18 protein-coding genes are annotated in these 22,487 nt (G+C 38.1%); 6 read left to right on the forward strand and 12 right to left on the reverse strand.

The features are described from left to right. Positions 1-95 precede the first annotated feature (95 nt). Complete coding sequence (locus tag AC59HZ_RS10410; protein ID WP_496545727.1) at positions 96-1,514, forward strand: sigma-54 interaction domain-containing protein; 1,419 nt, start codon at positions 96-98, stop codon at positions 1,512-1,514. A 664-nt stretch (positions 1,515-2,178) separates the two neighbouring features. Here the strand turns inward: AC59HZ_RS10410 and AC59HZ_RS10415 are convergent. Both AC59HZ_RS10415 and AC59HZ_RS10420 read right to left on the reverse strand, forming a co-directional pair. Continuing rightward, complete coding sequence (locus tag AC59HZ_RS10415) at positions 2,179-2,904, reverse strand: hypothetical protein (protein ID WP_496545728.1); 726 nt, start codon at positions 2,902-2,904, stop codon at positions 2,179-2,181. Between the two features lie 185 nt (positions 2,905-3,089). Then, complete coding sequence (locus AC59HZ_RS10420) at positions 3,090-4,082, reverse strand: VanW family protein (RefSeq protein WP_496545729.1); 993 nt, start codon at positions 4,080-4,082, stop codon at positions 3,090-3,092. Between the two features lie 266 nt (positions 4,083-4,348). On the opposite strand from AC59HZ_RS10420, the gene AC59HZ_RS10425 reads away from it, so the two are divergent. Together AC59HZ_RS10425 and AC59HZ_RS10430 are read left to right on the forward strand one after the other, a co-directional pair. Continuing rightward, a complete protein-coding gene (locus tag AC59HZ_RS10425; RefSeq protein ID WP_496545730.1) occupies positions 4,349-4,666 on the forward strand; it encodes a hypothetical protein in 318 nt (105 codons plus the stop codon). 329 nt (positions 4,667-4,995) lie between these two features. Then, positions 4,996-5,880, forward strand: a complete 885-nt coding sequence (locus AC59HZ_RS10430; RefSeq protein ID WP_496545731.1) for an alpha/beta hydrolase — start codon at positions 4,996-4,998, stop codon at positions 5,878-5,880. Positions 5,881-6,015: 135 nt separating this feature from the next. On the opposite strand, the gene AC59HZ_RS10435 is transcribed toward AC59HZ_RS10430, so the two are convergent. The 7 genes from AC59HZ_RS10435 to AC59HZ_RS10465 form a co-directional block, all read right to left on the reverse strand. After that, positions 6,016-6,468: a nucleoside deaminase gene (locus tag AC59HZ_RS10435; RefSeq protein WP_496545732.1), complete on the reverse strand. Its 453-nt coding sequence runs from the start codon at positions 6,466-6,468 to the stop codon at positions 6,016-6,018. A gap of 24 nt (positions 6,469-6,492) precedes the next feature. Beyond that, the gene (locus AC59HZ_RS10440) at positions 6,493-8,034 is read right to left on the reverse strand and encodes a xanthine permease (RefSeq protein ID WP_496545733.1); all 1,542 of its coding nucleotides are present in this window, start codon (positions 8,032-8,034) and stop codon (positions 6,493-6,495) included. Between the two features lie 72 nt (positions 8,035-8,106). Next, the gene (gene arcC, locus AC59HZ_RS10445) at positions 8,107-9,069 is read right to left on the reverse strand and encodes a carbamate kinase (protein ID WP_496545734.1); all 963 of its coding nucleotides are present in this window, start codon (positions 9,067-9,069) and stop codon (positions 8,107-8,109) included. A 22-nt stretch (positions 9,070-9,091) separates the two neighbouring features. Further along, positions 9,092-10,258: an ankyrin repeat domain-containing protein gene (locus AC59HZ_RS10450; RefSeq protein WP_496545735.1), complete on the reverse strand. Its 1,167-nt coding sequence runs from the start codon at positions 10,256-10,258 to the stop codon at positions 9,092-9,094. A 117-nt stretch (positions 10,259-10,375) separates the two neighbouring features. Beyond that, positions 10,376-11,803 carry a YlbE family protein gene (locus AC59HZ_RS10455; RefSeq protein WP_496545736.1) on the reverse strand — a complete coding sequence of 476 codons (1,428 nt, stop codon included), beginning with the start codon at positions 11,801-11,803 and terminating at the stop codon, positions 10,376-10,378. Between the two features lie 2 nt (positions 11,804-11,805). Beyond that, complete coding sequence (gene fdrA / locus AC59HZ_RS10460) at positions 11,806-13,353, reverse strand: acyl-CoA synthetase FdrA (protein WP_496545737.1); 1,548 nt, start codon at positions 13,351-13,353, stop codon at positions 11,806-11,808. Further along, positions 13,347-14,234 carry an oxamate carbamoyltransferase subunit AllH family protein gene (locus tag AC59HZ_RS10465; protein WP_496545738.1) on the reverse strand — a complete coding sequence of 296 codons (888 nt, stop codon included), beginning with the start codon at positions 14,232-14,234 and terminating at the stop codon, positions 13,347-13,349. The genes fdrA and AC59HZ_RS10465 overlap by 7 nt, the downstream gene beginning before the upstream one ends. A gap of 217 nt (positions 14,235-14,451) precedes the next feature. Here AC59HZ_RS10465 and AC59HZ_RS10470 point away from each other — a divergent pair, with 217 nt between their 5' ends. Further along, positions 14,452-16,164 carry a PucR family transcriptional regulator gene (locus tag AC59HZ_RS10470; RefSeq protein ID WP_496545739.1) on the forward strand — a complete coding sequence of 571 codons (1,713 nt, stop codon included), beginning with the start codon at positions 14,452-14,454 and terminating at the stop codon, positions 16,162-16,164. 42 nt (positions 16,165-16,206) lie between these two features. Here AC59HZ_RS10470 and AC59HZ_RS10475 read toward each other — a convergent pair whose 3' ends face one another. From AC59HZ_RS10475 to AC59HZ_RS10485, 3 genes are all read right to left on the reverse strand, one after another. After that, positions 16,207-17,430 (reverse strand): amidohydrolase, encoded by a 1,224-nt coding sequence (locus tag AC59HZ_RS10475; RefSeq protein WP_496545740.1) that lies wholly within the window; start codon positions 17,428-17,430, stop codon positions 16,207-16,209. A gap of 21 nt (positions 17,431-17,451) precedes the next feature. Next, on the reverse strand, positions 17,452-18,690 hold the full coding sequence (locus tag AC59HZ_RS10480) for an amidohydrolase family protein (RefSeq protein WP_496545741.1): 1,239 nt from the start codon (positions 18,688-18,690) through the stop codon (positions 17,452-17,454). Positions 18,691-18,766: 76 nt separating this feature from the next. Then, the gene (locus AC59HZ_RS10485; RefSeq protein ID WP_496545742.1) at positions 18,767-20,344 is read right to left on the reverse strand and encodes a glutathione ABC transporter substrate-binding protein; all 1,578 of its coding nucleotides are present in this window, start codon (positions 20,342-20,344) and stop codon (positions 18,767-18,769) included. A 337-nt stretch (positions 20,345-20,681) separates the two neighbouring features. Here AC59HZ_RS10485 and AC59HZ_RS10490 point away from each other — a divergent pair, with 337 nt between their 5' ends. Continuing rightward, the gene (locus AC59HZ_RS10490) at positions 20,682-21,536 is read left to right on the forward strand and encodes an ABC transporter permease (RefSeq protein WP_496546036.1); all 855 of its coding nucleotides are present in this window, start codon (positions 20,682-20,684) and stop codon (positions 21,534-21,536) included. Positions 21,537-21,561: 25 nt separating this feature from the next. Continuing rightward, positions 21,562-22,482 (forward strand): nickel ABC transporter permease, encoded by a 921-nt coding sequence (gene nikB / locus AC59HZ_RS10495; RefSeq protein WP_496545743.1) that lies wholly within the window; start codon positions 21,562-21,564, stop codon positions 22,480-22,482. The last annotated feature ends 5 nt before the right edge of the window (positions 22,483-22,487 follow it).

The following is a 22,487-nucleotide window of genomic DNA, read 5'->3' on the forward strand; positions in this document are numbered from 1 at the left end:
ATTATTTTTACAATAACGCAAAATTTCTTTGCATTAAAACGTTTTTTTTGATTAAATAGGTGCATAAAGGATTAAACAAAAGGAATGAAATCATCATGGAAAGTACAAATCAGAACATCCACTACTTACAATATTTAAATCGGATATATAAACGGATATTAGACGAGGTCGATGTCGGGGTACATGCCGTAGACGAAACAGGCAGGTCTATTATTTATAATAAAAAAATGATGCAAATGGAATCCATGGATTTTCAGGACGTTATCAATAAAAAGTTATTAGATGTGTTCATGTTTAAGGATGACCAATCTAGTACTCTTGTAAAAGCACTGCAGGAAGGCAAAGAAACTGCCAACGTTAAACAAACCTATTTTAATAATAAAGGCCAGGCAATCACGACGATAAACAATACCATCCCTATTTATCAAGGTGATACCCTGCAAGGTGCTGTCGAGATTGCAAACGATGTGACGAAATTAGAACGTCTCATGAAGGGAAATTTGAATAAGGGGTCTACACGGTATACGTTTGATAAAATTATTGGAAAAAGCTCTGCTATTAGAGAGGTCATCGAAGCGGCCACCCGTGCCAGCCGTACCTCTTCCTATGTATTAATTGTCGGCGAAACCGGCACAGGAAAAGAGCTTTTTGCCCAAAGCATTCATAATGCCAGCGGCCGGTTATCTGCTCCCTTTATCTCGCAAAATTGTGCAGCCTTACCTGACAATTTAATTGAAGGTCTGCTCTTCGGAACAAAGCGAGGAGCATTTACAGGGGCAACTGATCACCCTGGATTATTTGAACAGGCGGAAGGCGGAACGTTATTGCTTGATGAAATCAATTCCTTAAATTTAAATCTTCAGGCAAAATTATTGCGTGTTCTTCAAGAAAAGATGATACGTCGCATCGGAGATACCAAAGATACACCTGTTGATGTCAGAGTCATTGCCAATATTAATGAGGATCCGATTGATGCAATCGCCAATAATCATTTGCGAAAAGATTTATATTACCGCCTGGGTGTGGTGACCATCTTTATTCCGCCTTTAAGAGAAAGAAAAGAAGATATACCGTTATTAGTGGAGCACTTTATCGAAAAATATAATGAACGCTTCCATATGAATGTTCAAGGGTTATCTGAGGAGGTTAAACAATCCTTCTTTGAATATGAATGGCATGGTAATGTCCGTGAGTTAGAGCATATTATTGAAGCGGCGATGAACATTATAATGGATGAGGAAATTATTCGTTACTCCCATTTACCCTATCAGTATCGCAGTAGAATGCAGTTGAAAGAACGGATGATCCCTATTTCAACTGTAGATACTTTTATTAATGAAAATGCAGAAACCACGGTTCCATTAAAGGACCAAATGGAATTATTTGAAAAATCTTATATTGACCATGTCTTGAAAAAAAATGATTTCAATATTTCTAAGACTGCGGGCCTTCTAGGTTTAAGCCGACAAAGCCTGCAATATCGGATGAAGAAATTAAACATTGGAAATAGTTAAAAAGAAAAGCCTATTGGTAAAAAGTAGATTGGCTTTTAAATTAGTCTGTTGATTTGCGCTCCAGGCGCTTCGCTTTCCGCGGGCGTGCCGGGGAGCCTCCCCGCGGAAAGCGAGTGACCGGAGCGGAAATCAACAGGCCAGATAGCAGAGCCAATTAATTCATAAAAAATTGCCGAGAAAAATACACTTTCTCGACAATCTGACGCTCACAAAAGTGAGCGTTTTTTCATATAAAATATTATCAAACAATAATAAAGAAGTTTGATAAATGGAAAATACAAGCATAAAAATTCCATTTTTCCCCCATACTATTGTAAAAAGATGAGGTGAATTAAATGGGACTTCTCAACTCATTTAACCAATGGAAAGAGACCAGATATCAAAATCATGTTTCAAATATGAAAGACCAAGGCAAATGTCCTGATTGCCAAGGCAGAGGTTATACAGTTTATCCTTATAATGAATTTGCATATTTTAATTCCTTTGAATGTCCAGGGTGTCAAGGCAGCGGCAATTATACGGACTGGGAGGAAACGAGATAATCCTTACAAAAACCTTTAACAGCTCTATCGAAAATAGAGCTGTTAAAGGTTCTTTAATTTGGCTATTTATTTGCGCTCCATTCAACATAGTTTCAAAATCAGCCATTACCTCTAACACAGCTTTAAATTAACCCTAAGCGAATAGCTTTGTTTATTTTTTTTTCTAATTTAGTCGATATCTGTCCTAAGTGTAAAGCATCACGCAATTCCTCTTTTGTTATCGCTGTTTCTTCATCGTCAATGACTTCTGATACGACAACTTGAAAATCGTCCGGCAGTTCGATAATCGAGTCAAGTCCTAAAGACTGAATAATCTCCTGAAGATCATTTTCCGAACTCATTTCTTGTGAGGTTTTATGAATCTCCTTAGAAGTTTTATTAAAATCTTTTTTGGCCTGTTTTAATTGTTTAAGGAAATATTTTTTGGCGTTGATTGTATCTTGAAGATAGTTATATTTTGCCTTCATTAACTGATATTTTAATTTTTTCTTCTCTTGGTTAATTTCATCGACATATTCCTTTTTTAAGTCATTAAGCTTTGCAAGAACGACTTCGAGACGCTTTGCCATAAGCTTATTGATTTCATCAAGCTTTTTACTTAAGTCATTCATTGTTTCTTCTACTAGTGTTTGATCCCTTTTCACTCGATCATACTCTGCCTGTGATACTTCACCCCGATAAAATGCTTCTTCCGTTTTTAAAAACCGATCATTGACAGCCTCAAAAACCATTTTTCTTACTTCAAATTCTTCTAAGAGCCCTTTTTTAGCAGTATCAAAACTTTCTTTCACTTTCGTCGCTTCTTCAATAAAGTTTTGCTTCATTGAGGCGTATTTACTTTGATCCATCCCATAGTTCCCCCTACACCCGCTAAAATATTTTTTCTATAGTCGATTTCACCCGTTATTAATCAAAATATGCAGCAAGTCAAGTGATGGTTTAATATTCAAGAATAAATGGGTTTACTTCTTTAAATAAAAAGACCAGCATTTTAAGGATGCTGGCCGAAGGTTAAAAAATAAAGATTTCCTATTTAAATTGCTTTCTTAATAAGACTTTTATACGCATTTGAAGTTCTTACTTCAACGGTAAGAGAACCTTTTCTTACAATAGCTTTTAAGACAATTGGTACACCAGTGGTATTTTTAAATCTAAAATCCTTACCTCCATAGGATACTGTTGCATCCCTTCCTTCAGGGACGTATCCGACATGAAGGGAATGATGATGCTTTTCAATATAGCTGACAGCCAGCTGATCAATGGCATTATACAGGGTTGAAGAAGTCTGACAAATCCCGCCGCCAAACCCATCGACTAATTTCCCATCCTGAATCTCAGGTGCTTTTTGATAGCCGTGGGCTGCATCACTTGGCCCAACGGTCGTATTAAAAGAGAAGCTGTCTTGGACACCGATGATTACATTATTAATAGCAGCTGCGGATAAAGCAATGTTTTTTGACCTGCCAACAATCCCGCTATTAAAATGGGTCGTATAAGAGGCGACAACTGTCTCCCCTAATTGGGATACGTCTTCCACCTTATATCCACTGGCAGTTACATAGAGCGGGACTTCTACATTGCCGCCTGTTTCGGAAAGCTGGAGGATCTTTCCTGTCAATTCATCCTCATCTAGAATGGTTTGCGGAGTCCCCTTGATAACCTGACCATTTGCATCCAATTTATCAAGAATCATTCTTTTATCATATCCAGGGATATCCTTTGTTCCCCGTGCAAAATCCTTCGCCAATTTTGCTATTTCAGCTTTATATTTTTCAATGTCGGTTTTAAATCCCATATCCTTTGGAGAAATTGTTTTTATAACCGTTTTACTACTCGGGTCGATAATATTAACAAAAACAGGTTTCTCTTCTTCTTGTTTCTTAGGTTCTTCCTTCTTTACTATTTTTTTCTCTTGCTTTTCCGTTGCATGTGCTACCTTTTCTTTTGTTGATTGCACCGAACAGCCTGCCAAACCTATTAAACTACCTGCTAATAAAAATGAAATTGCCCATTTTAATTTTGTCATTTCCCCTAGCTTTTCCCCTTCTAATTTACGTCGTTTTAATCTTAGACGTTTTCAACCACAATTTTGTTTCAAAATAATTCCAAAATATTGCATTGAAAATATGAAACTTGTATCTTTAATTTTCAATTCTATCACTTTACCGAAAATAAAATAATGACAAAAGTACTAAAAAAGAGAAAAACTCATTATCTATTTTTCCCTATGAATATTTAAGACCGATTTGCAAATATTAACATCAAACTGGAAATTAATTGGGGGTGTTAAAAATGTCTGTGTATGTTTATCAGACGTTTGAAATCAAACAGGATAAATTTAAAGAGGGGATTGATAATTTAAAAGAGCTCAAAAAATTTCGGAATGAAAATTATGACCATAAGGTTGAAATATTGACTCCCATATCCGGGGAAGATCATACATATGCACTACTATCGACCTATGAAGGGTTAGCTGAAATGGAACTGCAAAATAAAAAGATGTTTGATGATGAAGAATATCTTAAGCTTATTGGTGATTTCTTTCTTGAAAATATCATTCAAGGCAGTATGTATACCCAAATATACAGAGCGTTAAATGAGATGAAATAAACTTAAAAATATAGAACATACCATCAAAGTATGTTCTATATTTTTTTGGCCCACCACTGATTCTCTCCCTTTGGACCCAGCCGTTGCGAATAATTTCGACTTTCTGTTGAAAAGATGGATACTTAGCATGTTTACTGATTAGGCATTATACAAAAAGAACTCTATTGTACAACTTGTATAAAGGAAAGGCTTCCTTTTTGGTCTGCGTGGACGATGAATTAAAAGCTTTTTGAGAATACAATTCTTAATGTAAAGGATTTCAAATTAATAACGAAAATTCAACTAGAAAAAGGCTGGAATTACTATCATGTTTGGACGTGAGAATAGGAATGAAGAAAACAGTAATATACAAGGAAATTAACGATTGTTCCATTAAGGCTGATTTTTATGGAACCAGCCGCGAGAACTCTCCAGTGGTTATTTATATTCATGGGGGCGGGCTCGTTTGGGGAACAAGAGAAGAAATGACAGAAGAAATGATCCAGCTTTACACAGATAATGGGATATCCCTTTTTTCAATCGACTACCGATTAGCCCCAGAGACAAAACTACAAGATATCCTTGAGGATGTTGAAGACGCTCTTCTTTGGCTGCAAACAGAAGGAGCAAAACGATTTTCGATTGATCCAAAAAAGATTGCAGTAGTGGGCAGTTCAGCTGGTGGATTTTTGGCCCTTTCTGCAGGGACATTTAAACATAAACCGCGTGCAATTATCTCCTTTTATGGATATGGCGATCTATTAGGCGGCTGGGCAACAAGTCCGAGTAAATATTACCTTGAAAAGGACCTTGTTCCGAGAAACCTTGCTCATGCACTAGTTACCCATCAGCCGATTACAGAGGCATCTGTAGAGCAGAGATTCCTCCTTTATGTGTATGCAAGGCAACACGGAGCTTGGATTGAAGAAATCACTGGTATTAATCCTGCTGTCAATAAAGAGGCACTCCGTCCTTTTTGTCCTATACACAATGTTACGAAAGAGTATCCGCCAACACTTTTGTTACATGGTACAAAAGATACGGATGTCCCTTTCGAGCAGTCTGTTTTTATGAGAGCTGCTATTTTAAAACAGTCCGTCGAAGCAAGATTAATAACCATCGCTAACGGAGAACATGTATTTGATAAAGAATTCCATAATCCCATTGTTCAAAGTGCACTAAAGCAAGTCATTGAATTTCTACACACTCACCTTACAGAAAAAGATGATCTATAAAGCAGCACTAAAAAAACGACTTTAACATTCATAAATTTGAATATTAAAGTCGCTTTTTATTATAAAGGGCTAGTTTGTCCCAAATCTTCATCAATTAGTTTCGATTTTTACAGACCGGAATTTTTCGAATATTTGTTACTTATCGTTAAGCTTATGAAAATGCTCAAATAAGTAATCGCAATCATTTCTTGGTTCGACTTTAACCATTTTTATAACACTATCATCTTCACCTTTTAAATATTTGCGCAGGTGCATATCTGAAAACCCATGCTTATTAGCATCTTCTTTTGTATTAACGTAGTAAACCTCATTAATACCCGCCCAAATCATGACAGAAACACACATCGGACATGGCTCACAAGTTGCATACATTACGCAATCTGATAAATCAAAGGTCCCTAATTTTTTACAAGCTTCTCTAACAGCAACCAGCTCTGCATGCGCAGAAGGGTCAGTATCTCTCATCATTGTATTGCTTACAGCTGCAATAACTTCACCGTTGCGTACAATTGTGGCACCAAATGGTCCGCCAATTTTTTTGTTCATTCCTTCAATCGTTGCATCTACTGCCATTTTAATGTAATCCATAGCCTAATTCCTCCAAGTTTACTTTTACTCTGTAACAGGACCAATGTTTTCTTTCTTATTTACATAGAGTTTATATACTAAAAATCCTGCAATTAGTAGATATCCCCAAACGAAAGGCATAGCAGTTGGTTGTGCAAATCCGATAGTGTTTGTATGAATTGCACCCACAAAGGTTAAAATGGCCCCTAACACTGCAGCTATTATGCCTCCAATAGGCGTGTTACGGATCGTAAATATAGCTATACAACCCCAAAGAACACTAGTAATTGGAGCACCATTACCTAAAGCAACCAAGCCATCGTAGAAAAGTCCAGAATTGTGCAGGGCAAGTGTAGAAACTTGATTGGCAGCATTCCCTACAGACATACCTGTAGCTGAAATTGCATTATTAACAGCGGTAAGTGCCCAAGTAGCAACCCATGGGAAGAAACATACAAATATTACTGGGACTTCAAATTGCGGACTGTTTTTGACAGCTTGATGCCCTGTTACAATCGCAATAAACACGAGCATCGGAACAATAGCCGCAATTGGGATAACAGCTAGCAACAAACCCATAAGACTTAAAATCGATAATAAGAAGATGGCAACAGAGCTAGCGATAGAATAGCCTATACCTGCACCAACTTCTTTCCAACCTGCATGACCTACATATACCGTTACTGGGAATGGGTTACCACAAAGGCCACCTATTGCAGAACAAATACCGTTTGTAAGCATAACGTCTCTAGTTTTATATTCATCCCCACAAACAGCAGCAGCTTCAACGTTTTCCAGATTAAAAATGTAGTTTGCCAACCCTAGAGGTACAGCAGTTAATAAATATGGCAGAGCAGCGTCTATATGGTCAAAAAGCCCATTTAAATGCAGCATAGGAGGATTAAAGCCAAATGATTTCAGAGCTTCAGAAACCTCAGCAGGACTTTGATATCCAAATAACCAAGCAATAGCAGTTCCAATTACGATCAATAATAATCCCGTAGGTATTTTCTTGAAAATTGGATGTTTACTTAACCAGTTCATGAAGATGATGATAATTGCAACAAATGCCACAACAGGCATTTCAAAAGATTGCAGCATTGGGTTCATACCCAAGAATACAAATGCCAAACCAGCCAAGGCTGCCAGCAATACAGTTCTCGGGACGAACTTTCTAAGAGTATCACCTAGGAATGCACCTATTATTAGCATAGTGGCCTCAAAGAAGCACCAAAGTACACCGACTGTAGTTGTGAAAGCAGCATCCTTTGTTTGATGATATAGAGGAAGCATAATTACAAAAACGATAAGAAAAATACCAGGTGAACTAGAACCTGATGGTAGTGCGGTAATATCTTTTCTACCTGTTTTCTTAGCTAATTTATATGCAAAATAAGCAAAAACAAGGCCAGATAGAAGTACAGCAAGTCCAAAGCCAGGAACAATTTGTTTAAAAACAAACTCTTTTGGCATCCCAACTACAGTCAGTAATAATGAGATCATAACCAAAAAGTCTGTCAAAACATTAACGAACAAACCGAAGGAAGCTGCAAAGTCTCCTTTTTTCCATAAAGATATATTTCCCATGTAAAAATCTCCTTAAAAATGTATAGTTTCTTATTGCAGCTAAATTATAAAAAGCATTAATTTCTTAAAGGGTCATGAGTATCTTTTTTTTACAATATGGGTACCTGCTTTTTCCTGAATGGCATCCTTTAGACTTTCAGGGTTTGTGATGATGACCCTGGAACCGCCCTTTTCCAAGAAATTTATACTTGCTTCAATTTTAGGAAGCATGCTGCCTGGAGGGAAGTGGCCTTCTGCAACAAACTGTTTTGTTTCTTCAATTGAAATATTTTCAAGCGCCTGTTGATTTGGCTTGCCAAAATTAATGCAAACTCTGGAGACGCCAGTCGTAATAATCAAGGTATCTGCCTGAACTTGTTCAGCTAATAGGCTGGTTGCAAAGTCTTTATCAATGACGGCATCAACGCCCACATATTCATTGCTTTCTGTTTTAACGACTGGAATACCGCCGCCGCCGACAGCAATGACAACAAAACCCGCCTCAATTAAGGTTTTAATTGCGTCTTTTTCTACAATATCAATTGGTTTCGGTGACGATACCACTCTCCTGTAGCCTCGGCCGGAGTCTTCAATAAACATCCAATCCGGATGTTCTTTCTTCATTTCCTCTGCTTGTTCAAAAGTAAAGAATGAACCTACAGGCTTCGTAGGGTTTTCAAAATTCGGGTCATCTGCACTAACTGCAACCTGTGTAATAACAGTAGCCACTTTTTTGTTAATGCCTCTTTTCGTAAATTCATTAATCAAAGCTTGCTGAACTTGGTAGCCGATTCCGCCCTGGGTTTCGGCGCCGCAATTTACAAGGGGCACTTCCGGCATTCCGGCAACTTCATTGGCTAATTCAGATCTTCTTAGACCGAACCCTACCTGTGGTCCGTTACCATGGGTAACAACCACGTTTAAGCCCTCAGCAACCATATCAGCGATATTTACCGCCGTCTCGCAGACTGCTTCATATTGATCCTGAACGGAATCACGTCCATTTTCGCGGACCAATGAATTCCCGCCTATTGCTACAATCACTAATTTTTCCATTTCGTTCTCTCCAATCTGTTTTCTAGTTGTTTTTTAATAATTTAATAGACTGCTCTTTATGAAGATGATATAAAGGGTTCGACGGGTCATGTTTAATGGCATTCTCAATTGCTTCTATCGCTTCATTATGTCTCCCTAATGATCTTAGACTGTTAGCCTTGTGGAAGGAGAAATCATAACGATGCGGCTGCATTGCAAGCAATATATCCATTTCCTGTACAGCATCCTCATGTCTGCCCAATTCTCTTAAATAATTGGATTTGTGGTAACGGTAAAACGTTTCATCAGGGTTTAATTCACAAGCTTTATCATATTCTGTAAGCGCTTCCTCAGTCTTGTTCATTAATCTTAAGCAATTTGCTGTATAGAAATAGAAATCTAGATCATCGGAATTGATTGCTAAAGCTTTGTTGTACTCTTCCAGCGCTTCTTCGTATCGCTTTAATTCTTGCAAGCTATATCCTTTGTAGAAATAATAATCAAGATTGCTTGGATCCTCTGAAAGGGCTTGATTGATTACTAGAATTGCCTCATCAAAGCTATTTTCTTTATATAGCTTTTTGGCTGTTTGAATTGCTTGGTTATCTTCTTGATATTCCTTAATAAGAATTTTAACTACTTTATCCTGCTTTAATTCTGCGGCATGCTGAAGGGATGATTTTCCGTCTCGATCTGGCAAATTCACATCTGCCCCTGCTTCCACAAGAACTTCAATAATGTTAGAGTATAATCGGCCGCCATTACCCAAAATCACAGATTCTAGAAGGGCTGACCAGCCTAAATTATTTGCATGATTGACAGGAACTCCTGCATCTAAGCATACTTGGACTGTTTTTAAATACCCTTTCTCACTTGAAGGTAATAGGGCTGTACCTCCAAAACGATTGACACTGTCAAGGTCGGCTCCATACTTTAACATCAGGCTAAGAATTTCATGAAAACCATTTGCACCAGAACAAATGAAAGGTGTTAGCTGGGTAATATCTCTTGTATTAACATCACTGCCTGCTTCTAACAACTGTTTCACAGTATTTGATTGATTTTTTTGAGTCGCAGCCATTAACGCAGTCCGGCCATTTTCATCTTTAAAATCAACAGTGGCGCCGTCCTGTAGTAATCTTTGTACAGCTTCTGCATCTCCCTGTTCACTTGCATAGATAAGTTCCAAATTTAAGGATTTGTCTTCCATTTATAACCGCTCCTGTTCTAATGTCCTCCAACACTGTTCTAATGACGCATTTGGGGAAGTTACCAAAACCAACTTATCAAGGTTTCGGAAATCACCTTCCCCAATACGCGCAATTGATTAATGAATATTTTCGCTTAAGGCCAACATTGCTTTCTCAAAAGCTTCTACTGGAGGGTAGGTAATCCCCGCACCAATCATTCCAATACCTGCTTCTTTATGGGCAATAGCGGTATTTATAATTGGCATAATTCCGGTTTGAACAACTTTTCGAACATCTATTCCAGTTGGAATCCCCATAAAATCAAGTAAAGGGATCGTCACGTTAGAGTTTTGCTCTGTGGTGATTTCCTTCATTTTAGTTGTAAAACCGATCGCCTCTTCTACTGTACCACCTACTAATGCAACAATTGCTGGAGCAGTTGCCATTGCAAATCCGCCGAATCCATATGTTTCAGTAATGGCACTATCACCAATATCAAGTCCGGAATCCTCCGGCTTGTAACCAGCAAACATTGGACCAATTACTTTTTGTGCTGGACCAGTAAACCATGTGTTTCCTGCCATTCCACTAACACGGATTCCGAATTCCACACCGTTACGTGCCATGGTTGTCACGATGGTACTATTTTCAATACCATGAGCAGCATCAAGGGCACATTTCGCCATTGCCATCCAGGTTGGACCGGAGAAATAATCGCTGCTTGCTACGAAATCCAATACTTCCTTCTTTTGCTCGATTGTGTAATCTGTTAGCAAAATATAAGGAGATAATGCTTGTATTAATAGGGTTGTTCCAGCAACATTTCGGTTGTGGCACTCATCTCCCATATGAAGGGCCTGTGCAAGCATCAAACGTAAATCAATGCCATCAGAATTTAGTTTCATAGCATCTCTTAAAATAGGACCAAATACATCGCGCATCCATACTAAACGATCGATGACACTCTTATCATTAGCGCCCATTCTAAGAATTTTTGCTAGCTGTTCACTTAAGTTTGTATAGGCAATATTGCCATATGTTTTGTTCTCAACGATATGCATGTACATTGAGGCAGACGTAACACCGGCCATTGAACCAACACAGTTGTGTTCATGACATGGTGAGAATGTAATTTCACCTGATGCAGCAAGTTCAGCTGCTTCCTCTAAATCCTTAGCCAAGCCTTCAAATACTAGCGCTCCGGTAACAGCACCCTTCATCGGACCATTCATTTTATCCCAAGTGATTGGAGGTCCGGCATGAAGAATGGTTGTTTTTGTCATACCAGGAACACAGTTAATCGCTTGATCATAACCGATTAATACTGGCTGCGAATTTATAATTCTTTCAACTGCCAATTTATTAGCTTCTTCAATTTTTTGCATAATAGCTGGATTTTCAAGTTTATCAAGTGCAGCAATTAAAGAAGGGTTCCCTCTTCCAGGAGGTGTCCACTCTAAATGAATGACTTGTGCACCTTGTTGTAATAAATCATCTTTGAATGACTCAATTCCTACATTGACAACATGTGGCTTACTTTTAAAAAGTTCATTAATCTTACTCATGACTATTCTCCCTTCACAACAAATTCACGAGCCAATAAACCTGCATTCTGCATGCTGCTTGCATGAGTTACTCCAGCTGCCAGCAGTTTATTAATTTGTTCTTCATAATCTTGCGGATCTAATTCTGTACCAAGTACATATCCAATGATTTCTAAATGTCTTCCTTCTTGTTCAGCCTGCTGTTTTGCTTCTATCATTGCAGGAAGGAATGCTCCGACTGGATCTTCGTGAGCTCCGTAGCCCAAAACAAAGTCCATTACGATAACACCAACGGATGGATCTTTGGACTCTTGAATAAACCTTTCTAGACGAGTAGACGGATCAATCATTGGATGCGGCTTACCTTGCGTGTATTCATCATCGCCAAAGTCGATGAATGTATGCTCCTGGCTTGTATATCTATCTTTCAAACGAAATTCTGGATTTCTTTGAATGTTACTGTAAACATTGTCAAACTTCTCCATTGCCGCATGCATTGCTTCATCAGCCAACGTTCCGCCGCTGAAAAGACCACGAATATATTTCTGTTCCGCAGTTAACTTTGTGCGAACTTCTTCGATAAGCGGAATATTTAATGCTCGTTTGTTTAGCTTGCTTTCATCTGCTCCAGCTATAATTACTGCTTTAAGTGCAGCTTCTTTGGACATTTTTGCAAAATGGGCGCCCGCAGCAGTAATTTTTTCTTCATCCCCGCCAACAAACCAAACGACAACCGGTTTTTTACATGATTTAATTTTTGCTAACACTTTCTCTTCCACGCTAGATGCAGGCGGCTTTGAAACAAGAACGATTACTTTTGTTTCTTCATCGTTTTCAAGTGCTTGAATACCATCAAGCATCATGATTCCTCCAACCTCTTCTTTCAAATCTCTTCCACCTGTACCGATCAATTGGGAAATTCCGCCGCCAAATTCGTGAATGCGTACGCTTACCTCTTGACTGCCAGTTCCAGATGCCGCAACAATACCGATGTTTCCTTTTCTTACAGCATTTGCGAAGCAGAGGGCTGTATTGCCAATAATTGCTGTTCCACAGTCAGGGCCCATCATTAATAAACCTTTTTCATGAGCTAAATTCTTTAATTCAATTTCATCTTCGATGCTTACATTGTCGCTGAACATCATGACATGTAAATCCTTCTCAAGTGCTTTTCTTGCTTCTCTGGCTGCATATGCCCCATTTACAGCAATAATCGCAAAGTTGGCATCTGGGTTATTTTCGGCTGCAGCGGAAATCGTGGAATATTTAATATCACTTTTCCCTTTTTTGCCCGAATTCTTTTTAGTAAATAAATCATTAATTTTCTCGAAAGCGTTTTCGCACAGTTCGTCAGTTTCAGCTTTTACTACAATGATTAAATCACTTGTGCCAGCTTCCTCCACTTCAGTTGTCATTAAACCGACATTTTTCATAACTTCTTTATTCATTTCTGTTCCCATTGCAATAATGGCCTGTTCAACACCATCAATTTGATTTGCTTTCGTTGATAGCGACATTAAAGAAACTGAATCGAAATATGTGTTTGGCTTAATTAAGGCTTGAACTAACATAGTTTACCTCCTGCTTTTATATTCGCTTCTAATCCGCAGACAAGTCCTAAGGCTAGATCTGTCCCAGATGAAGAACCGATGTTTAATACTTTATTTAAAGAGAGAATTAAGTCATCCTCATTCCCAATTAACAAGGAGTTAACCAATGAAATGATAGACTCTCTCACTTTACCAATGGATGCTTCCTTTAACGCTGCATAACTGATGTCATTCGTTAAAGGTTTGGCTTTCTTTGTTACTTTTTCACAAAATGACTTGTGCTCATATAGGGGACTGTGCTCCATATGAAGGGTTGTAAACAATCCTGTTAAGAAATCATCCCCTGATGGTGTCAACCCAGGTCCAAGTCCGACCAATGAAACGGCATGTTTAATTGCAAGGTCTATTCGATTCACGGCCAAATCATTTAAAAGAGATTTAGTTCGCTGTTCAAGCATATTGGACATTTCAGCTTCAAATGGGTTTAATGGTATTAGGCGTTTTTTTATCCCCCCGCCTTTACCTTGACAATCAATGTAGTCCCTTGCCCTCCTAACATTGTGAAGGAGGATATCTTCATTGCTGGGATATGGAGGCAAAAGGCTTTCCCATACATTTGCTTGACTAATATTTAAGGCGAGTTTATTTGAGATGTATAAGATTTTATCTTCCACAAAAACCCTGTCATTTACTTCAATGTTCCATTGACTAGTATTTTCTGTATCAACAATTAACGTATTGGGCGCATTATCAACAGAACTGCATGCAATTGTGTATAAATCGCCACCATCAAAACATTGAATATTAAAGGTCCGCTTAAATGCACTATGAACAAAACCTGTGAAATTAGAGCAATTTAATCTCTTGATAAAATCGACATCACCAGATAATATATTTCTCACGAAAGACACCTCATAGATCTTGACTTTTTAGCTCTAATTTCTGATATTCAAATTGAACCTCCTTACAATTTCATTTGACAATTTAAAACCCTTACATAATTATTTTAGTTATATATCATAAGACAGTCTTCGTTTAATCAAACCAAAAAGCTCTAGTTTCATTTGTGCATCATGTACAATGAAATGTGTGGAATTTTTGACAAAGGAGAGGGAAGGATTGCTGCGAGTTAAAGATCTTTTTGAAATAAAAGCTATCGATGGCTTAAAAATAGTGGCAGGAGAAAAAGGTATTAATAATGAAATATCATTGGTTAACATCATAGAAAATCCAGAGGCATTTGATTGGCTTTCACCAAATGAACTTCTATTATCAACCGGATATATTTTTAAAGATGATACAGAATTGCAAATTAGAATTCTTAACGAGCTTGCACAAATCAATTGTGCGGGCCTTATTGTAAAAATGAAACGATACTTCGAGTCTCTCCCGCAAGCTATGATCGATCACGCTAACAAGTTAGGCCTGCCATTAATCGAGTTACCCTTTGAATATACATTATCAAGAGTTATTTCTATCATTAATGAAAAGGCTTCTGGAAGATACGACCTGTTAAATAGAAAAACATTGGACATGCATAACTTGTTTTTTAGAATTACCCTTGAAGGCGGCGGAATTGAGAAAATTTCATCCATGCTGTCGGAAACCATTAATAATCCGATTATTTTAGTGGACAATGATTGGAAATTACTACATTATACTGAGCATGCCGATAACAAAATCCCGCTTGCCTATTGTCTAGATCTAGTCAAAAACAGATCTGTATTCAAAAAAGAATTCATTGATACCATTCCGCACAACATCAGTGAAATGAAGAAATCAATTAATCGAATGTATCGTTTAGAAGGAATGGAAATAAAATGCCGCATACTGCCTGTTGCTGTATCAAATAATATTTATGGGTATATCGTTGTTTGGCAGACAGTCCGTGAATTATCGGAGTTTGACTTTATTATTTTAGAACAGGCATCAACTAATATGGCGCTAGAAAGGATAAAAGCGAAGGAAATTGAGGAAGTAAAATTAAAAATTAGAGAGGACTTCTTTGATGATTTATTAACTGGAAAGATAACCTCAAGTGAAACCATTCAGACACTGAGTGAAATGCATGGTTTAAATTCAACTTATAAATACTATTGTTTAGTCATTGACATTCAGTCCAAAGAATTAGCCAAATATGATGATATTGTTGCGCGCAAAGTTCAATTGGAAATCAAGACAAGAAAATGCGTCGATTTGATTTATGATTTTTCAATCTTAGCAAACGGGGAGATTACTTGTTTTTATCGAAATAATCGTATTATCATTTTAATTGGTCAGAATGAACATAGACCGTCAATTACAGTAAACGAAGCGAAGAATTACGGATCAAAAATTTATGATATTCTCAAAAAACAACTGAATGATACCATCCTATTTATTGGAATTGGAAGACAGTATGAAAAGATCCAATCCCTGCACAAAAGTTTTTCAGAAGCTAATGAATCCTTAAGGCTGATGCAAAAATTTGATGAACGCGGCGGGATTTCTCATTTTGAAGACCATTCCGTTTATTATTTCCTTGACTCTAATATTAAAGATATAGAATTAGAAGACTTTTTTATGAAGCATCTTGGAAAAATCTATGGACATGATCAATTACATGGAACCAGTTATCTATTTACCTTAGAGAATTATTTTTCAAATAATCTTAATACCAGTGAAACTGCGAAAGCGATGTTCTTACATAGAAATACGCTCATTTACAGGATTGAAAAAATAAAGGAAATTTTAAATACCGATTTAAAAAATTCTGAGGAATTGCTGCAGATTCAACTTTCTTTAAAGATATTTAGACTTTTAAATAAAAACCTGCGATTAGATTCAAAATGAAAAGTCCCGTCTAAATTTAGACGGGACCTTTTCCTTTAACACTTATTGAAGTTGACCAAATACCACTTTCCCTTTAAAGATAACAGCCTCACGTTTTGGTGTTCTGGCAACGGCTTCTGCTGAACAAGAAGCATTTAGTAGAACAAGGTTGGCATCCTCGCCATTAAGCGGCCAGGCCATTTCTCCATCTTTAGTTAATGGTGTTGGTCCGCCTGTTGCAAATTTTAACGATTGGGCAAGCGATCTTTCATCACTTTTACGATAAAGTTCACAATATTTAGTTACTTTCTCTAATAGATCCCCTGTTCCGTATGGTCCCCATGAGTCATAGAAGCCATCACAGCCAAGAAAGACACTGACTCCCTTCCGGTCAAATAACTCGATTGGCGGTAATGTTCTGTTTATGGGGATAGTGGACATGATTGACATACCTAGATCACTTAATTTATCAGCGATTTCTTCTTGCTGCGGGAGCGGAACATCACCTAAACAAAAGGCATGGCTGACAGCAACGCGATTGTGCCATTTTGCGTCTGCTGCCAATTCTGCTAATTTATCGACTGTATAAAAACCAACATGGCCGCCGTCATGCAAATGAATATCAACATCAGCATCAAATTCTACTGCAAGGTTCATAACCTCATTGAGAGACTTTTCGATATTATGATCAATTCCGGCTGGGTCTAAACCGCCAACTAGATTGGCACCTGATCTCATCGCCTCTTTCATTAGCGGAAGGACCTTCTCTCTTAAAAGGCCGTGCTGAGGGAAGGCGACAATTTCATAGGTTAGTTTATCTGAATAATCCTCAAGAGCAGCTTTGACGCCCTCTAAATTTTTTAAACCGATAAAGGGGTCAATATTTACATGAGTGCGAATATGTGAAGCGCCTTGTGATAGCAGTAAGTCGATCATGGCACTTGCCCGCTGTTTAGTGGTTGGAGCCAATTCCGCTAGTTCCATCGCTTCCAAATGTAATCGTTCTTCCAAATTCCTGGCCGGTATTGGGGCTTTCCAATTTAGTGAAAGATAGGTTTTATCTAAATGGTTATGCATTTCTTTAAAAGTTGGCACCGCCAAATATCCTTTTCCATCAACCGTTTTCTCGCCAGATGGAATGGGGAAACTGAACTTCTGCTTTTCTACTATTTTTCCATCTTGTATTTTTAAATGAAAAAGTTCTGTCTTTGTTTCATAGACTCCATTTTCATCCTGGACGAAGCCTGTCTCTAACCGTACATTTTTTAACCAATATGAGGTTGTCATCGAATCTACTCCTTTATTCTCTTAAACTCGAACTGAATTCGCTTCTGTCTGCTTGCTTTCAACTTTTTTCCCTTTAAAAAACAGCGCTTCTACCGTTGCTCTTCTAGCAACAGCCTCGGCTGAACATGATGCATTGACCAGCATCATGGTTGCCTCATCGCCAACCTTTGGCCAGACGCGCTCTCCTTTATCATTAAGTGGCGTCACACCACCGGTTCCGTACTTTAAGACTGTAGATAAAGAATATTCGTCACTCAAACGAAATCTTTCGGCAAGAGTTCCCAGCTTTTGGATTGTATTTCCTGTTCCGAATGGGGACCAATGATCCGTAATACTATCATGGCCAACAGAAACGGGAACACCTAATTTATCTAGAGTTGGAATCGGAATTGTCGCCCGATTAATCGGTACTGTCGTGGTCACATCCATCTCTTGCTCTTTTATGATAGCAGCCATTTCAATGAGTGCTTCCCCATTTAAATCGCCTAATGCAATCCCATGGCTAATGGTGGATCTTCCCTTAAGCCCTGCTTCCTTTGTATAATGCGCCATCCTTTCAAAAGTAAATGCCCCTAAGGTGTTGGGATCATGAAGATGAATGTCGACGCCTTTATTATTTTCAACGGCAATATCAAAGATGGTATATAAGGATTTTTCGATATTCCGGTCCACTGTCGCGGGGTCTACCCCGCCAACTAATGTGGCGCCATTCTTCATGGCATCACGGATGAGCTGTACTGAGTCACTTTTTAATAGTCCATGCTGTGGAAAAGCCACGATATCATAGGAGAGCACATCTTCGTATTTTTTCAAGGCATTAACTGTTGCCTCTAAATTTTTCAAACCGATGACGGGATCCACATTACAATGGGTGCGAATATGGGTATGTCCGTTTTCCAATAATAATTCAATCATTTTCTCCGCTCGTTCTTGAGCAGTAGGAAGGAGCTTTGGAAGTAATTCTTTCTCCTCTTCCAATCTAGTAAAAATACCGTTCGTGATAGGTGTACAGGCTTTCCATGGTCCACCATAATAAGTTTTATCGATATGGATATGCATGTCCCTTAAGGAAGGAAGCAAAAGCTTGCTATTAGCATCGATTTGCTTTATGTCCTTTTCAGGCTTTATATTTGTAATTTCAGTTATGGTTCCATCTACAATCTTCAAGTGGCAGAGTTCCGTTTCGGTACCAGCCACACGATTATTTTCATAAATAAATCCTTTTTCTAAGCGGACATTCGTCAACCAAAAAGTTCCCATTCCAATTCCTCCTCAATTAAATTAGGAAAAAGTACTTTTTTCGCAAAAGTACTTCCCCAAATAACATCATCCCTTTTTACTTAATAACAACGTCATCAATCATTAAATAACTTGCAGCATTTAACCAGAATCCACTTACATTTTTACTATAAGCAGCGATATGCTCGTAGTTACGGATTGGAACATAAACGGCATCGTCAATTTCCTTCTGCATAACTTCTTCATAAAGCTTTAAACGCTTTTTCTCATCTAATTCTCTTCGTGCCGCTTCAATCATTTTGTCTACATCAGGATTGCTATAGTAGAAATGATTTCCTGGAGGTCCCTGGGATGCTGAATGGAATAGGTTATATTGGTTGTAATCTCCATCACCTGTTGCATTTCCCCATCCGCCAATCGCCATGTCGTGTTCACCTTTTTCAATCATACCGATATAGGCGCCATACTCCATAACTTGGATTTTCACATCTACGCCAATCCCTTTTAACTGAGATTGAATAACTTCTGCCATATTGATACGTTCTTTTCGGTCACTCGTTAATAATGTAACTTTAAGACCTTTTTCATAGCCAGCTTCTTTTAATAGTTTCTTTGCTTCGTTTAAATCATAGTCATATGGCTTAACTTTATCACTATAGCCAAACACTTTCGGGCTCATCGCTACGTTTGCAAGAGTTCCTACATTATTATAGACACCTTTGATAATGGCTTCTCTTTCAATTGCGTGGCTGATTGCCTTACGAACCCTTACATCATCAAATGGCTTTTTCTTTACATTGAATCCAAGATATTCAACAGCTAGTCCATCAGTACGATAAAGTGCCATTTTGTCAGAAGCTTCAATGCGATCAATTTCTGTTACAGGTACCTGATCATTGATTTGCGCTTCTCCTGTTTCAATCATGGCAAGACGAGTAGCATCTTCAGGGACGACCTTGAATACAACACGATCAATATTTGGTTTTTTGCCCCAATAGTTTTCATTTTTCTTTAAGGAAATTTCTTGGCCAGTCTTCCAAGACTCGAACACAAAAGGCCCTGTCCCAACTGGATGCTGTGATAATGAATCAGGATTTTCCGCCAAAGCTTTTGGACTAATGATACTTCCTTCATTACTTGCCAAAATCGATAGAAGTGGTGCATACGGATATTCAAGGATTAATTGAACAGTGTTTTCATCCACAACCTTCACTTCTTTAATCATTGAAAACTTTTCGCGCTGCGGCGAAGCTGTTTTCGGATCTAGCAAACGATCAAAGGTTTTTTTAACAGCATCAGCATTAAATGGTGCACCATCATGGAATTTTATGCCTTCTCTTAATTTAAATTCCCAAGTAGTACCATCGATCACTTTCCACTCTTTTGCTAATAATGGTTGAATCTTAAAATCTTTATCTGGTTCAACCAGGCCCTCATAAACCTTTTGATAAACAATATTTGCGGAAGGAATATCAGTAATGAAATGAGGGTCTAGCTTGGTTGCATCAGAAAGCCTGACTACGGTTAAGGTGCCGCCTTGTTTTGGTCCTTCTTGTTTACTTGCTGACTCATTAGATGTAGATGGTTTTGTAGAACATGCTTGAGCAATTATCAGCATTAATCCAATTAATACAAATAGAATGCCATTTTTGATGGTTCGTCTTTTTCTCTCCATTTTCCCCTGCTCCTTTGTTGTCTTTTTAAAAATTCAGAATCTAAGATGTAAACCAATTTCACCTGCCTCTAGATTTGCTTATCTGCATTATAGAAGATGGTGAACAAGAATATTTACAGAATATTTACTGAATTTTTAACTATTTTGACAAACAATTTAAAAAATATTTACATTCATTAAAATTTTGATAATTTGTACATATTCCCATTGAAAAAATGGTTTGGAAGGGGGATTAAACCAGCAAGAATCAGCATCATGTTTTTTCAAAAAAATATAAGGAGGTTTTTTCATGTCAGTAGAAGTAAAAACAGATCGTTCTGTCGTAATCAAACAAACTATGAGTCAACCAAAACAATCTAAATTGAAAGATTTCTTTTCTGTTTTAATGTTAAATAAAGCGGCTTTAGTTGGAGCAGTAATTATTGTTTTTTATATTCTCATCGCGATATTTGCCCCACTTTTGGCACCCTATGATCCATATGAAATTAAATTGGAAAATAAATTAATGCCGCCCTCTGGTGACCATTGGATGGGAACAGATGATAAAGGGAGAGATATTTTAAGCCGGATTATTTACGGTTCAAGACTTTCCATGGGGGTCGGATTTGCAGCTGTATTTTTCGGTGCACTCTTTGGGATTATTTTTGGACTTGTTGCCGGCTATTATGGAAAATGGGTTGATTCCATTATTATGAGAATGATGGACGTTATGCTGGCTTTCCCGGGAATCCTACTCGCTTTAGCGATTATTAGTGCCCTTGGACCAAGTCTAATTAATGTTACGATTGCTGTTGGGGCATTCTCCGTTCCGTTATTTGCCCGGATTGTACGCGGCTCTACGCTCGAGGTCAAAAGGCTCGAGTATATCGATGCCATAAGGTCGTTGGGTGCCAATGATTTGACGATCATTTTTAAACATATTTTTCCGAATATTCTTTCACCAATTATTGTCCAAGGAACCTTACGACTTGCTACTGCGATTCTATCCGCTGCAGGATTGTCATTCCTTGGTCTTGGGGCACAACCCCCTTCTCCTGAATGGGGAACAATGTTAAGTAATGGAAGGGATTTCTTGTTTTCTGCTCCCTATATTGCTATTTTCCCTGGGTTAACGATATCAATACTCGTATTAGGATTTAATATTTTCGGAGATGGATTACGGGACGCGTTCGATCCACGAATGAAAAAATAATAGATTAAAAGGAGGATGGCCATCAATGTTAATGTTTATTTTTCGTCGTTTATTGCAAACCATCCCGGTCGTAATCGGGGTAACGTTCGTTGTTTTCTTCATTATGCAGCTCGTTCCTGGTGATCCTGCCGTTTTGCTCGCAGGTGAGGGGGCTTCTAAAGAAACGATTAATGGAATTCGTGAGCAATTAGGATTAAACCGGCCTTTATTAGTTCAATATTTTGACTACTTAGCGAATATCTTTCATGGTGATTTTGGCACTTCGTTAAAAAATAGCCAGCCAGTTTTGGATGAAATTATGGTTCGCTTACCGATCACCATGGAGCTTGCATTTTTTAGTATTCTTATCACCATCATTTTAGGGATGGCTGCCGGGATTATTTCAGCAATAAAGCCTTACTCCCTTACAGATACAGGTGTAATGTTAGTTGCCCTTCTAGGGATTTCACTTCCAAGCTTTTGGTTTGGATTGATGATGATGTATTTCTTTTCCGTTAAGCTGCAACTCCTTCCTGTTGCAGGATGGGACAGCATCCTGCATGTAATTCTTCCGTCCCTTACATTAGGTGCCGGGGGTGCTGCCATCGTTGCCCGGATGACCAGGTCCAGTATGTTAGAGGTCGTTCGTCAGGATTATATCCGGACAGCACGAGCCAAAGGACTTCGTGAACGCGTAATTATTTATAAACATGCCTTAAGAAATGCTCTAATTCCAGTTATCACCGTAGTGGGGTTACAATTTGGTTCTCTTCTTGGGGGAACGGTACTTGTTGAATCGATATTCGCCATCAATGGACTAGGCCGTATGATTGTAGATGCGATTCGGATGCGTGATTTACCAATGGTCCAGGGCGGAGTATTAATGGCCTCGCTTATCTTCGTAATCGTGAATTTATTTGTTGATGTATTCTATCGATTCTTTAATAAACGGATCGAATTAAATTAACAGGT

The sequence above is a fragment of the Neobacillus sp. DZ-9 genome (assembly GCF_059587065.1).

Coding starts and splice junctions, on each gene's coding strand:
- AC59HZ_RS10490 (WP_496546036.1), top strand. CDS start 20,682: ATGAGTCAACCAAAACAATCTAAATTGAAAGATTTCTTTTCTGTTTTA.
- AC59HZ_RS10415 (WP_496545728.1), bottom strand. CDS start 2,904: ATGGATCAAAGTAAATACGCCTCAATGAAGCAAAACTTTATTGAAGAA.
- AC59HZ_RS10455 (WP_496545736.1), bottom strand. CDS start 11,803: ATGAGTAAGATTAATGAACTTTTTAAAAGTAAGCCACATGTTGTCAAT.
- fdrA (WP_496545737.1), bottom strand. CDS start 13,353: ATGTTAGTTCAAGCCTTAATTAAGCCAAACACATATTTCGATTCAGTT.
- AC59HZ_RS10440 (WP_496545733.1), bottom strand. CDS start 8,034: ATGGGAAATATATCTTTATGGAAAAAAGGAGACTTTGCAGCTTCCTTC.
- AC59HZ_RS10480 (WP_496545741.1), bottom strand. CDS start 18,690: ATGGGAACTTTTTGGTTGACGAATGTCCGCTTAGAAAAAGGATTTATT.
- AC59HZ_RS10475 (WP_496545740.1), bottom strand. CDS start 17,430: ATGACAACCTCATATTGGTTAAAAAATGTACGGTTAGAGACAGGCTTC.
- AC59HZ_RS10430 (WP_496545731.1), top strand. CDS start 4,996: ATGAAGAAAACAGTAATATACAAGGAAATTAACGATTGTTCCATTAAG.
- AC59HZ_RS10420 (WP_496545729.1), bottom strand. CDS start 4,082: ATGACAAAATTAAAATGGGCAATTTCATTTTTATTAGCAGGTAGTTTA.
- arcC (WP_496545734.1), bottom strand. CDS start 9,069: ATGGAAAAATTAGTGATTGTAGCAATAGGCGGGAATTCATTGGTCCGC.
- nikB (WP_496545743.1), top strand. CDS start 21,562: ATGTTAATGTTTATTTTTCGTCGTTTATTGCAAACCATCCCGGTCGTA.
- AC59HZ_RS10425 (WP_496545730.1), top strand. CDS start 4,349: ATGTCTGTGTATGTTTATCAGACGTTTGAAATCAAACAGGATAAATTT.
- AC59HZ_RS10435 (WP_496545732.1), bottom strand. CDS start 6,468: ATGGATTACATTAAAATGGCAGTAGATGCAACGATTGAAGGAATGAAC.
- AC59HZ_RS10450 (WP_496545735.1), bottom strand. CDS start 10,258: ATGGAAGACAAATCCTTAAATTTGGAACTTATCTATGCAAGTGAACAG.
- AC59HZ_RS10410 (WP_496545727.1), top strand. CDS start 96: ATGGAAAGTACAAATCAGAACATCCACTACTTACAATATTTAAATCGG.
- AC59HZ_RS10485 (WP_496545742.1), bottom strand. CDS start 20,344: ATGGAGAGAAAAAGACGAACCATCAAAAATGGCATTCTATTTGTATTA.